The organism is Bradyrhizobium sp. BR2003 (genome assembly GCF_009720285.1).
Lineage (GTDB): Bacteria > Pseudomonadota > Alphaproteobacteria > Rhizobiales > Xanthobacteraceae > Bradyrhizobium > Bradyrhizobium elkanii.
In genome coordinates, this window is record NZ_SMYJ01000005.1 from 1 (window position 1) to 12,860 (window position 12,860).

11 protein-coding genes are annotated in these 12,860 nt (G+C 65.8%); 7 read left to right on the forward strand and 4 right to left on the reverse strand.

Annotation, left to right across the window (positions count from 1 at the left end):
• Window positions 1-2: 2 nt before the first annotated feature.
• Complete coding sequence (locus E2I15_RS00830; protein ID WP_137483820.1) at window positions 3-749, forward strand: GntR family transcriptional regulator; 747 nt, start codon at window positions 3-5, stop codon at window positions 747-749.
• A 12-nt stretch (window positions 750-761) separates the two neighbouring features.
• Window positions 762-1,742, forward strand: a complete 981-nt coding sequence (locus E2I15_RS00835; protein ID WP_137483821.1) for a PDR/VanB family oxidoreductase — start codon at window positions 762-764, stop codon at window positions 1,740-1,742.
• Window positions 1,743-1,766: 24 nt separating this feature from the next.
• Here the strand turns inward: E2I15_RS00835 and E2I15_RS00840 are convergent, their stop codons facing one another.
• Window positions 1,767-3,728, reverse strand: coding sequence for a putative bifunctional diguanylate cyclase/phosphodiesterase (locus E2I15_RS00840; protein WP_137483822.1), 1,962 nt, complete (start codon window positions 3,726-3,728; stop codon window positions 1,767-1,769).
• A 429-nt stretch (window positions 3,729-4,157) separates the two neighbouring features.
• Here E2I15_RS00840 and E2I15_RS00845 point away from each other — a divergent pair, with 429 nt between their 5' ends.
• From E2I15_RS00845 to E2I15_RS00860, 4 genes are all read left to right on the forward strand, one after another.
• The gene (locus E2I15_RS00845; RefSeq protein ID WP_246668458.1) at window positions 4,158-4,391 is read left to right on the forward strand and encodes a VOC family protein; all 234 of its coding nucleotides are present in this window, start codon (window positions 4,158-4,160) and stop codon (window positions 4,389-4,391) included.
• Window positions 4,392-4,404: 13 nt separating this feature from the next.
• Window positions 4,405-5,994 carry a bifunctional 3-(3-hydroxy-phenyl)propionate/3-hydroxycinnamic acid hydroxylase MhpA gene (mhpA, locus tag E2I15_RS00850; protein WP_137483823.1) on the forward strand — a complete coding sequence of 530 codons (1,590 nt, stop codon included), beginning with the start codon at window positions 4,405-4,407 and terminating at the stop codon, window positions 5,992-5,994.
• A gap of 60 nt (window positions 5,995-6,054) precedes the next feature.
• The gene (locus E2I15_RS00855; RefSeq protein WP_137483824.1) at window positions 6,055-7,668 is read left to right on the forward strand and encodes a GMC family oxidoreductase; all 1,614 of its coding nucleotides are present in this window, start codon (window positions 6,055-6,057) and stop codon (window positions 7,666-7,668) included.
• A gap of 330 nt (window positions 7,669-7,998) precedes the next feature.
• The gene (locus E2I15_RS00860) at window positions 7,999-9,033 is read left to right on the forward strand and encodes an IS110 family RNA-guided transposase (protein WP_155262156.1); all 1,035 of its coding nucleotides are present in this window, start codon (window positions 7,999-8,001) and stop codon (window positions 9,031-9,033) included.
• 348 nt (window positions 9,034-9,381) lie between these two features.
• On the opposite strand, the gene hemE is transcribed toward E2I15_RS00860, so the two are convergent.
• On the reverse strand, window positions 9,382-10,428 hold the full coding sequence (gene hemE, locus E2I15_RS00865; protein ID WP_137478221.1) for a uroporphyrinogen decarboxylase: 1,047 nt from the start codon (window positions 10,426-10,428) through the stop codon (window positions 9,382-9,384).
• Window positions 10,429-10,564: 136 nt separating this feature from the next.
• Between hemE and E2I15_RS00870 the strand changes: the two genes are divergently transcribed.
• On the forward strand, window positions 10,565-10,750 hold the full coding sequence (locus E2I15_RS00870; RefSeq protein ID WP_028333252.1) for a hypothetical protein: 186 nt from the start codon (window positions 10,565-10,567) through the stop codon (window positions 10,748-10,750).
• A 124-nt stretch (window positions 10,751-10,874) separates the two neighbouring features.
• Here E2I15_RS00870 and E2I15_RS00875 read toward each other — a convergent pair whose 3' ends face one another.
• A complete protein-coding gene (locus tag E2I15_RS00875) occupies window positions 10,875-11,162 on the reverse strand; it encodes a PilZ domain-containing protein (RefSeq protein WP_246668001.1) in 288 nt (95 codons plus the stop codon).
• Between the two features lie 27 nt (window positions 11,163-11,189).
• The gene (locus E2I15_RS00880; protein WP_137478220.1) at window positions 11,190-12,860 is read right to left on the reverse strand and encodes a pilus assembly protein TadG-related protein; all 1,671 of its coding nucleotides are present in this window, start codon (window positions 12,858-12,860) and stop codon (window positions 11,190-11,192) included.

Genomic DNA, 12,860 nt, shown 5'->3' on the forward strand with positions numbered 1-12,860 from the left:
CGATGGCGGAACGCGAGACCGATCGTTCAGTGTCGCAGACCGTGCGGGCGCAGCTTGCGCTGCGCGACCTCGTTCTCTCCGGCGGCCTGCGGCCCGGCGAGCGCATCTCGGAGCTGCAGGCGGTTGAAATCACCGGAGTGTCGCGTACGCCGGTGCGGATGGCGCTGGTCCGGCTCGAGGAGGAAGGCCTGCTGGAGGCGATCCCTTCCGGCGGCTTCATGGTCAAGGCGTTTTCAGAGCGCGACATTCTCGATTCGATCGAGCTGCGCGGCACGCTGGAGGGCCTGGCCGCGCGCTTCGCCGCCGAGCGCGGCGTCTCGTCGCGCGATCTCGAACCGCTGAAGGAATGCCTCAACGAGATCGACGGTCTGGTGCGGCAGGATCCGATTTCGGTCGAAGCCTTTTCGTCCTATGTCGCGCTCAACGCGCGCTTCCACGCGTTGCTCATCGAGCTGTCGCGCAGCCCGCCGCTGATCCGGCAGATCGACCGCGCTTCGGCGCTGCCGTTCGCGTCGCCGAGCGGCTTCGTGATGGCGCAATCGGCGCTGCCCGAGGCGCGCCAGATCCTGCTGATCGCGCAGGACCATCATCGCGTGGTGGTCGACGCCATCGAGAACCGCGAGGGCGCGCGTGCCGAAGCGATCATGCGCGAACATGCAAGGCTTGCGGCGCGCAATCTGCGGCTGGCGCTGCGCAATCGCAGCCATCTCGATCTGCTGCCGGCGCTGGCGCTGGTCACCGCCGGCTGAACGGAGCGCGCCATGCGATTCATCGAAACCTGGACATCCGCCACGCTGCTCGCCGTGCGCGACCTCACGCCCGGCATCCGCGAATTCCTGCTGCGGCCGGACGATTTCACCGCCGCGCCCTATCCCGTCGGCAGCCATATCGATGCCGGCGTCACCATCGAAGGCCAGCCGCAGACCCGCTCCTATTCGCTGGTCGGCGAAGTCGATCCGCAGGGCTACCGGATCGCAGTCCGGCACGCTGCGGATTCCCGCGGCGGTTCGCGCTATATGTGGTCGCTCGCGCCGGGCGCGCGGCTTGCCATCACGCTGCCGACTTCGCTGGTGCAGCTCGACTGGACGCGGCGACATTTCTGCCTGATCGCGGGTGGCATCGGCATCACGCCGATCGTCGGTGCGGCACAGGCGCTGGCCCGCCGCGATGCCGGCGTGACGCTGCACTATGCCGTGCGCACGCGCAGCGATGCGGCCTATCTCGATATGCTCGAAGGTCTGCTCGGCGACCGCCTCGTCGTCCATGCCGGCGACGAGGGCCGGCGGCTCGACCTCGACAGCGTCTTCGCAAGGCTACCGAAGGATACGATGGCGCTGTTCTGCGGCCCAATGCGGATGCTGGATGCGGCGCGGCGCGCCTGGGAGGCGTCGGGCCGTCCGATGACTGATCTGCGTTACGAGACCTTTGGATCGAGCGGGTTGCTGCCGACCGAGGCGTTCCGCGTGCGGCTCAGGGACGAGGGGACCGAGTTCGTGATCCCGCAGGATCGCTCGATGCTGGACGTGCTCAACGAAGCCGGCCATGAGGTGATGAGCGACTGCAGGCGCGGCGAATGCGGCGTCTGTGCGCTCGACGTGATCGACGTCGATGGCGAGATCGACCATCGCGATGTCTTCTTCAGCGACCATCAGAAGCAGGAGAGCCGCAAGATCTGCGCGTGCGTCTCGCGCGCCCGCGGCACCATCACGGTGGACACCCTGCATCGCGCCGACGCGCTCTGACGCAACCGGACGTTCGGTCGGGGGCTACGCCGCGTGCACGGAGTGCTGCGGATCGTGATCGAGCAGGGCAGTGATCTCGCTGCCCGACATCGGCCGGCCGATCAGATAGCCCTGAACCTCGTCGCAGCTGGTCTGGCGCAGATATTCGAGCTGGTCGGAGGTCTCGACGCCTTCGGCGACGACGCCGATCTGCAGCTCCTGCGCGAGGCCGATCACCGATTTGACGATCGCGGCGCAGTCCGGCTGGGTCAGCATGTCCCGGATGAAGGATTGATCGATCTTGATGCGGCTGAACGGCAGCTTGCGCAGATAGGTCAGCGACGAGAAGCCAGTACCGAAATCGTCGAGCGCGACCGTCAGGCCGAGCTCGAGCAGCGCGTTGAGGATCGCGGGCGCCGATCCATATTTCGAGATCAGCATCGACTCGGTGATCTCGATCTCGAGACGGTTCGGCGCGACGTTGGCGTCGGCGAGCGCGTCGACGATCGTCTGCAGGATGCCGACGTTCTGGAATTGGACCGCGGAGAAGTTCACCGCGATCCGGATGTCGTCCGGCCAGCGCGACAGCATCGCGCAGGCACGGCGGATCACCCACTCGCCGAGCTGGTGGATCAGTCCGCTTTCCTCGGCGATCGGGATGAAGACGGTCGGCGGGATCAGGCCGCGCGTCGGATGCTGCCAGCGCAACAGCGCCTCGAAGCCGGTGACGCGGCCTTTGCGGATGTCGAGGAACGGCTGGTAGACGAGAAACAGCTGGTCCGCGTCGATGGCGTGCTCGAGATCCCGCTGCAAGGCGCGGCGATTGCGCGCCGACTGGTCGTCGCCGGCCTCGAAGAAGCAGATGGTGCCGGGGCCGGATTTCTTCGCCCGGTAGAGCGCGATGTCGACATGCTTGAGCAGGTCGTGGGAGGTGCTGCCGTCGCGTGGCGCGAGCACGATGCCGATGCTGATCGCGCTGTTGATCTCGAAACCGTCGATGGGGAATGGGTCGGCGAAGGCCGCGACGAACCGTTCGGCGATCGCAAACGCGTCCTCGGGCCTCGTCAGATTCGACATGATCAGGGCGAACTCGTCGCCGCCGATCCGTGCGACATGTTCGGCCGCGCGCGTGCAGCGCTGCAACCGGGCCGCCACCTGCACCAGGAACTCGTCGCCCGCCGGATGGCCGAACCTGTCGTTGACCTCCTTGAAGCGATCGATATCGAGCAGCAGCACCGCGAATTCCTCGCCCGACCGCGCCAGCCGGTTCAGCGCGCCGTTGAGCGCTTCATTGAAGGCGACGCGGTTCGGCAGATGCGTCAGCGGATCCTGCCGCACCGTCCGTTCGGCCTCGTGCTGGGCGATGATCCGCCGCCTGAACTCGAACGCGTTGACGAACACGCCGCGCAGCAGCACCGAACCGTAGACCAGGACCAGCACGGCCATCAGGAGGTAGACGAAATCGCCGTCCCGGCCGAGGCAGATCGCGGTGCCGACGAAGATCGGCGCGGTGAAGGCAATCGCGGCGATCGGGATGGTGGAGAACGCGAAGGCGCCGCCGGCCAGCATTCCGGCGCACAGGCAGGTGATGACGAGCTGGGCGCCGCTCGATGCGTTGGCGAAGAAGGCGACCGGAACGACGCCCCAGGCGGTCCCGAGCGCCAGCGCATTGCGCACCAGCCGGTACATGGTTCGGCGCGACACGAATTGCGGCTTTGCGATGCGGCGCGCTGCCCGCGCCTGCAAGCCGAAGAACAGCGCCGCGCTGCCGACCGCGGCCGCCCACACCAGCGCAAAGGCCCAGTCCGGCGATTGCCACAGCGCAATCGCGAGCACCAGCGCGTTGCAGGCGTTGGCCAGCATGATGCCGAAGGAGTAGCCGAGCACGAGCGAGACCTGTTCGGCGCGGATGTGGCCGGCAAGCGCTTCATCCGCCGGCGGTGCGCCGAAGGCCGCGAGGTCGCCCGCGAACAGGGTCGCGAAATATGATCTCAGATGGGTACGCATCACTACGTTGCCCGCGCGTCACTACGTCGCCTGCCCGGTTTGGCCATGGCGCAGTGGCGAAGAATTCTCTGCAAACCTTTGACAAACTATGAACTATTGGAACGGACCGGGTCACGGCGGGCCCTCCTTCGGTTCCACCGGCGGGCATTGCTAACAAATCGATACAAATACGTGATGCGAGGTCACCGAGCGGCAAAGCTTGCCCGACGCTGCGCTGCTTGATCCCCCGCGGGTTTTCGCAATGAGTCGGGTTCCCGCGAACGGCAAAAACCAGAAGGTGCGCATGAGTCTCCCGATCACGAACCACGATCCCGGGTTCCGGATTACGCGGGCCAGCCATGTCGTCCTGACCGCTCGTGATCTCGCGGCGAGCTCGGCTATGGCGCGGCCGTCGAACGCGGCACGGGGCGGCACGGGCCGGGACACGCGATGTATGTCTACATGCGCGATCCCGACGGGCATCGCGTCGAGCTGTTCAACACGCACTACCAGATCATGGACATCGAGAACGAGCCGGTCGCCTGGGATCCGTCCGACCACAAGATCTCGTTTCCATGGGGACTGCCGGCGCGGCAGGCCTGGTTCGAGGAGGCGACGCCGTTCGAAGGTGTCGCGATCCGCGAGCCCGAGGTGAAGCCGAAGCCGCTGACGCTCGAGAGCTAACTCGCGAAGTAGCATGTCATTGCCAGCCGACAATCCCATTCATGACGTGGCCATCGTCGGCCTCGGGCCGGTCGGTGCCATCTTCGCCAATCTGCTCGCGAAACCCGGCTTGAAGGTCGCAGTCGTCGAGCGCGTTGCCGACATCTACGACAAGCCGCGCGCCATCACGCTCGATCATGAAGCGCTGCGCGTGCTGCAGGCGATCGGGCTCGGCGATTTCATGGAGCAGGTGATCGCCCCGCATAACGGCTCGCACTATCTCGGCGTCGATGGCGAGATCATCAAGATATTCGACCCGATGCCGCCGCCGTTTCCGCTCGGCTGGATTCCGAACGTGACCTTCGTGCAGCCGGACGTCGAGCAGGCGCTGCGCGACAAGCTCACAGGCTATCCGCATGCCGACATTTTCCTTGCGGCCACGGGCGTGGCGCTGCAGCAGGACGACGGCGCGGTGATGCTGACCGCGCGCCGCGAGTCCGGCGAGGAGTTCCTGATCCGCGCGCGCTATCTGGTCGGCTGCGACGGCGCCAACAGCTTCGTCCGCAAGCAGCTCGGCATCGGTCTGGACGACCTCGCCTTCGATGAATGGTGGATGGTGGTCGACACGCTGACCAGCGATCCCGCCAGGCGGCCGGCCAGAAGTTTTCAGTATTGCTGGCCGTCGCGTCCCGGCACCTTCGTGCCGGGTCCGCGCAATTTGCGGCGCTGGGAGATCAAGTTGCTGCCCGGCGAGGATCCCGAGGCGGCCGGCGCACCTGACAACGTCGTGAAGCTGCTCAAGGGTTTTACCGATATCTCCGACCTCACGATCTGGCGCTCGGCGGTCTATCGCTTTCACGCGCTGCTCGGACAGCGCTGGCGCGACCGCCGCGTCCTGCTGATGGGCGACGCCGTGCACCAGACGCCGCCGTTCCTCGGGCAAGGGCTGTGCGCGGGTATCCGCGATGCGGTGAACCTGGCCTGGAAGTTGAGGCTGGTTCTTCGCGGCGACGCAGGCGATGCGCTGCTCGACAGTTACGAGATCGAGCGCAAGCCGCATGTCCGCGCCGTCGTCGCCAGCGCCAAGGAGTTCGGCAAGATCATCGGCGAGCTCGATCCGCTGGCCGCCGTCGAACGCGACATGCGGCTGCGCGCCGACCTGAAGGCCGGCAAGGCCGAAACCATCAGGCAGAAATTCATCCCCGATCTCGCCTCCGGCCTGATCGCGCGCGATGCCGCGCTTGCCGGGCGGCTGTTCGTGCAGCCGCATGTGCGCGCGCCGGATGGGCGGACGTGCCGGCTCGACGACCTGCTGAAGTTGGAATTCGCGATCGTGACGACGGCGGCGGAGCCGATGGCGTGGCTGTCGGAGGCGTCCTCGAGCGCCTGGCAGCGTCTGTCAGGCGAGCGCGTCGTCATCGCCACATCGGGCGAAAGTGCCGATCGAGGCGGTATCCTGAGCGTGGTGGAGCGCGACGGGCTGTTCGCCGAATGGATGCGGCAACATGGCGCCGCGGCGGTGATCGTGCGGCCCGACCGCTACGTGTTCGGCGCCGCAGGGAACGCCGATGAGCTCAATATGCTTGTTGGGCAACTGCTCCAGAACCTCAGCGCAGGGCGCTAGCCTTTTCAAGCCGCCGCTTTGTCTGTACCACCGGAAGAAAGAAATTCCGGGGGGAAACCAGTGAACAAAAATCATGATGCGGCGGAGTATGATTACATCATCGTCGGCGCCGGCTCGGCCGGCTGCGTGCTCGCCAACCGCCTGAGCGCTGACGGCAAGCACTCGGTGCTGCTGCTCGAGGCCGGACCGAAGGACAGCAACATCTGGATCCATGTCCCGCTCGGCTACGGCAAGCTGTTCAAGGAAAAATCCGTCAACTGGATGTACCAGACCGAGCCGGAGCCCGGCCTCAACGGCCGGCAGGTGTTCCAGCCGCGCGGCAAGGTGCTCGGCGGCTCCAGCTCGATCAACGGCCTGCTCTATGTGCGCGGCCAGCACGAGGACTATGACCGCTGGCGACAGCGCGGCAATGCCGGCTGGGGCTATGACGACGTCTTGCCCTATTTCAGGAAGGCGGAGGATCAGCAGCGCGGCTCCAACACATATCACGGCGCCGGCGGTCCGCTGCCGGTGTCGGATTGGCGGCATCACGATCCGCTGTCGGAGGCCTTCGTGCATGCCGCAGCCGAGGTCGGCATTCCCACCAATCCGGATTTCAACGGGGCGACCCAGGAGGGCGCGGGCTTCTTCCAGACCACGACGCGGCGCGGCCGGCGCGCGTCAACGGCGCGGTCCTATCTGCGGCCGGCACTGACGCGCGGCAATCTTCATGTCGAGACCTCGGCGCTGGCGCAGCGCATCCTGTTCGACGGCAAGCGCGCGAGCGGCGTCGCCTACAAGCAGGACGGGCAATTGCGCAAGGCCAAGGCGCGCAAGGAGGTGCTGGTATCGAGCGGTGCGTACAACTCGCCGCAATTGTTGCAGCTCTCCGGCGTCGGCCCCGCCGATCTGTTGAAGCAGCACGGCATCGACATCGTGCTCGATGCGCCCGGCGTCGGCAACGATCTGCAGGATCACATGCAGGTCCGTATCGTCACGCGCTGCGCGCAGACCGTCACGCTGAACGACGTCATCAATCATCCCGTACGCCGCGTCATGGCGGGCCTGCGCTATGCGGCGCTGCGCAAGGGGCCGCTGACGATCGCCGCCGGCACCTCCGGTGCATTCTTCAAGACCAGCCCGCGGCTGGCGTCGCCCGACATCCAGATCCACTTCCTGCCGTTCTCGACCGACAAGATGGGGGAGAAGCTGCACCCGTTCCCGGGCTTCACGGCCTCGGTCTGCCAGCTGCGTCCGGAGAGCCGCGGATCGCTGAAGATCAGGAGCGCCGATCCGGGCGTGCCGCCGGAAATCCGCATCAACTATCTGGCGACCGAGACCGATCGCCGCGCCTTCATCGACGGCATCCGCATCCTGCGCAAGATCCTGGCGGCACCGGCGCTGAAATCCTATTCAGTGGGCGAGGTCGATCCCGGCGCCAAGGTGGTCAGCGACGACGACCTGCTCGATTTCTGCCGGCGCACCGGCAGCACGGTCTATCATCCGACCTCGACCTGCCGGATGGGCAACGATCCGCTCGCGGTGGTGGACCAGCGGCTCAAGGTGCGCGGCATCGAAGGTCTGCGCGTGGTCGATGCGTCCGTCATGCCGGACCTGATGTCGGGCAATACCAATGCGCCGACGATCATGATCGCGGAGAAAGCGTCGGACATGATTTTGGAGGATGCACGGTAGTCCACCGCTCTTCAGTCCGTCACCCTGAGGAGCGCGTAGCGCGTCTCGAAGGGTCGACGGCCCCAGTGTTTCGACGGGCGGCTCTCTTCACTCATGGCCAGACCCGGGCCGTCGACCCTTCGACGGCCGCTGAAGAAGCGGCCACCTCAGGGTGACGGTGAGGGAAGCTCCGTAGATGGGGTCACGGGCCGACGGATGGAGCCGGTCGCCGCTACGGCGCAATTGGACAGCGCGCTTGCGACCGGCTTGGCCGAGAGGCGGTCGTCCCTCAAACTGATGGTGTCAACGGAGTCGGGCAAGACCCGCTCCAAGCATCATTAAGGGACGACCATGTATCACTATGCAGGAATCGACGTGTCTTTGGAATGCTCTACGATTTGCGTTGTTGATGGCGCGGGCAAGATTTTGCGGGAGGCGAAGGTTGCCAGCGAGCCGGCGGCCCTGATCGCCTGGTTCCGATCGCTGGGCGTGAGCCTCGAGCGGATCGGGCTGGAAGCAGGACCGCTGTCGCAATGGCTCTATGGGGCGCTGCGTGATGCGGGCCTTGCGGTGGAATTGTTGGAGACGCGGCATGTCCGCGACGCCTTCAAGGCGATGCCGGTGAAGTCGGACCGCAATGATGCCCGCGGCATCGCCCAGCTGATGCGGCTGGGCTGGTTCCGGCCGGTGCACTGCAAGTCGATCGAAGCACAGGAGACCCGCGCGATCCTGACGGCGCGCAAGCTGCTGCAGTCGAAACTGCGCGATGTCGAGAACAGCGTGCGCGGCGTGCTGCGAGGCTTTGGCCTGAAGGTAGGCAAGACCACCGAGCGCAGCTTCGCCGGCCGCATCAGGGAGCTCGTCGCCGGCCATCCCGGGCTTGAACTGGTGGCGAAGGCGCTGCTCGAGGCCCATGCCGTGGTGCTGCGCGAGTTCAATGGTCTGGATAAACACACCCAGAAGCTCGCCAGATCGCATCCTCCAGCCCGACTTCTCATGACCACGCCGGCAGTCGGCCCGATCGTGGCTCTCACCTATGCCGCGGCGATCGATGATCCGACCAGGTTCCGCTCATCGAAGGCAACCGGCGCGCATTTTGGGCTGACCCCGAAGAAGTACCAATCAGGACAAACTGACTACAGCGGTCGCATCAGCAAGATCGGCGATGCTTCGGTCCGCGAAGCGCTATACCAGGCCGCTCATGTCATGCTGACCAAACCGCTCAAGGGCTGCTCGGCTCTGAAGAGCTGGGCGATGCGGATCGCCAGGCGCGCAGGCATGAGCAAGGCCAAGGTGGCCCTGGCGCGCAAGCTTGCCGTGATCCTGCATCGCATGCTCACCGACGCAAAACCGTTCAATCCGATGGCCAAGGGTGCCGTCATCTAAGCAAGAAGCATCAGCCGAATCCGGGCGGGCCACAACACCAGGCCTTCCCTGAGCGAAGTCCCTTGCCGGGACGACGGATCCGGTCAGGCCGCCATCCGGGAAGTTGGCTCACAACCACGCTTCCGTAGATTGGCCGGCCGGCTCCTCTCATGCACCCCATCAGGCGACGGCCATCGCGCGCCGATCCCGTACAGAAGCAAGTGCCCGGCAAGCGGATGACGCAAAAAGGGATTGACTAACCAAGGCCCGTGACAGAAGCCCGGACGAAGCGAAGCGTAATCCGGGGCCGGGCCATCGACGGAGGAGAGAGTCCCGGATTGCGCTGCGCTCCATCCGGGCCACAAGGCCTCAGCCCTTATACGCGCGCACCCGCGCGACCATCTGCTCGACATGGGCGATCGGCGTCTCGGGGAGGATGCCGTGGCCCAGATTGAAGATCAGCCGCCCCTTGCCAAAGTTCTCCAGCACATCGTCCACCGCGCGGTCGAGCGCGGCGCCGCCGGCAATCAGGGCCAGCGGATCGAGATTGCCCTGCACCGCGACGCTGTTCTGCACGCGCTCGCGGATCATTGACGGCTCGGTGGCCCAATCGATCGAGACCGCATCGACGCCGGTTTGCTCGACATAGGCGGGCAGCAGGCCTGCCGCGCCGCGCGGGAAGCCGATGATCCTGGCATCGGGGACCTGCTTGCGCACCCCGGCCACGATGCGCCGGGTCGGCTCGATCGACCAGCGGGCGAACTCGCGCGGCGGCAGCACGCCGGCCCAGGTGTCGAAGATCTGCAGGCAGTCGGCGCCGGCCTTCAACTGGCCAACCAGATAATGGATCGAGTTCTCGACCAGCACGTCGATGATCTTGGCGAATGCATCCGGATGGCGGTAGGCAAGCATCCGCGCGGGTGCCTGGTCCGGCGTGCCCTGTCCGGCCACCATGTAGGTCGCAACCGTCCACGGCGCGCCGCAGAAGCCGATCAGCGCGATCTCGGGGGCGAGTTCGCGACGGACGCGGCGCAGTGCTTCAAAGACCGGCTCGAGCTTGTCGAAGTTGGCGTGGGTCGCCAACGTCGCGATCTCGCCCGGCGTTGCCAGCGGATCGAGCCGGGGTCCTTCGCCGGCCTCGAAGCGCACCGAGCGGCCGAGCGCGTAGGGGATCACCAGGATGTCGGAGAAGATGATCGCGGCGTCGAAGTTGAACCGGCGGATCGGCTGCAGCGTGATCTCGGCGGCGAATTCGGGCGTGAAGCAGAGATCGAGGAAGCCGCCGGCCTTGGCGCGCAGCTCGCGATATTCCGGCAGATAGCGGCCGGCCTGCCGCATCATCCAGAGCGGCGGCACGGCCTGCCGGTGGCCCGACAGCACGTCGATGAGCGGCTTTGTGGTAGGATCCTGGGGCACGCGGATAGTTCCTGATCGCGGTCAAAATTTGCGCCCCTGATACACGCTGCAGCGCGATGGGCCAAGGCGGTTCTGGAACCCCTCTTTGCGTGGCCGCGTTGTGTCTAGGAATACCCTTGGGGAATGGAGGGACGACATGGCCGACAAATTCGATCCTGCCCCGCACGATAAGCATGCCGAGAAGCCGCATGAGGCGCAGGCCGCCGACCGCAAGGCTCGCACCCGGCTGAAGGAGGGGCTCGAGGACACCTTCCCGGCCTCCGATCCGGTCAGCGCCACGCAGCCCGCGCCGTCGAAGCACGACGGCAATCGGGACAATTAGCTGGTATATCCCAGCGGCTGCTGACCACGATGCCAACTGCGTTCATCATGCGGCGACCTGCCCGCTGAGGAGCGGTGGCCCGGAGCGACCGAGCCCGCCCGCGTACCGTGATTGCCGCGATAGACTAGACGGGGCCGCTTGCGGGGCGCTGCATCCGGTCAGATTCGAAGGTCACGCCGAGCCGCCGCTCCAGGCGCCAGGCCACGATGCAGTGCCGCCGGATCGGTTCGCTCTCGATATCGAGGTCGAACGCGAACGGGATTGCGACATCGCTTTCCACGGCGAGCCCCGCGCCGCCGGTCGAGATGTTGAGCACGAGACATCCGACACTGGTGTTGCGGAAGAAGATCGTCCCGCGCTTCAACAGGATCGTTCGTTGGCTGTCGGTCTTGTATCTTATTGTTGTGCTCACGGCAGTGTCCTATCCCCGATCGGTCCCCTAGTTCACCAGCACGGCGCCGTCGCAGCGGATGCCCAGCACCCAAACGTCGACCTGGCCGAGCCCGATGCCGAGCGTCGCGAGCAGCGACGCCAGCACCTGATCGACGGAACTCGTCACGCCATTCAGGATGCTCATGACGAGCGCCCCCAATCCCGGGATTGGCAGCCCGAGCGGGCCGAGATTGATGGTCAGCGAGAGGTCGCCGAGCAGGCTTCCGGTCAGCGATGAAAGGAAGTTGGTCGTCGTCACCGTCTTCTTGGTGCCCGACTGGATGTCGCTGTAACTGAAATTGACGTTGGTCGGCGTGGTGTTGCCCATGCCGGCATGGGCGAGGCCGGTGACGGTGGCGAGACCAAGGTTGACCAGTGTCGCCGGCGGCGGATTGGGCTTGGTCGTGAAGTTGGTCATGTCGGCGACCGTGACGTTGCCGATCCATGCATCCACGATCCCCGGCGTCACGCCGATCGTGACCTGCGAGGTGTTGATGTTCGGGTGGCCGCAGGACGCCGCGTTGAGTGTCGCGGTACCCGAGGCGACCTCGACATAGACCGGCAGATTGACCGCAGACACGGTGCCGGAGCCGAGAACATTGATCGTCGCCAGGATCCTGGTCTGAGCGGTGTGGACGCTCACACCCTGGGTGCCGATCGCGATCCAGCTCGAGCCGACCGGGCGCTCGCCGATCGTTGCGATCACGGAGACATTGGCGATGCCCGGCAGGCCGAGATTGACCGAGGTTGCGATCTGATGGTTGCCGTTGGCGATCTGCGCCACCGTGGAAATCAGGTCGAAGACCGACACACTGGCGCCGACCTTGGGTTTCTGCCCCACCGTGAGATTGGCAAAGGGACCGAGGTCGACCAGCGTGCCCGGCGAAATCTTGGTGGTGGAGCCGGTGACGGCCTGGGAGATCGTCGACAGCGCGGTGGTCGCTGCGTTGGCGCCGTTGGTGATCTGCTGTGTGGTCAGTGCGGACGCGACGATGTCGCCGACCTTGATGTTGCTGCTCAGCAGGTCGCTATAGGTGACGCCGGTCAGGTTGACCCGGGTTGCCAGTGCCGACAGGAAGTCCAGTGCGTCGATCTTCGCGCTGATCAGCGCATTGTAGTCCATCACCGAGAGCGACAGCGTGGTGCCGAGCATCGAGCCGAGCAGCGCATTGAGCGCGCCGCCGTTGACCGAGAGCAGCCTCGAGCCGATCGCGAACGAAGCCATTTCGGTCGATGTCGCGGTGGCGGTCGTCTTGATGGTGAAGCTGCTCGCGCCGGTCAGGTAGCGTGCGAAGTAGAGCGGGGTCTGGGTGTTCAGCGTGACCCGCGCGGCGTTGGGAGTGCCGACCGCCGGGGTCACGAAACGGGCCTGCGGCGCGATGGCGCTGTTTGCGGTGTAGGTTCCTGTCTCGACCTTGACCAGCGCGCTGGCCGGGTACTTGTTCTGCGTCACGGTCGCGGTGGCGGCGTTGACCGGGTTGTTCAGGTTGGCGGCGGCGACGATCGCGGCGAGATCGGCGGTGCTCTGCGTCTTGCGCCGGTCGGCGAAGATGGTGCCGAGATCGATTGCAAGCCCGGCGCACCCGATCAGCAGCGTCATCAGGCCGGCGCTGATCATCGCGAAGTTTCCTCGTTCGTCGGCGCCAAAGCGCCTCATCAGCATGAGGACGCCTCTCAT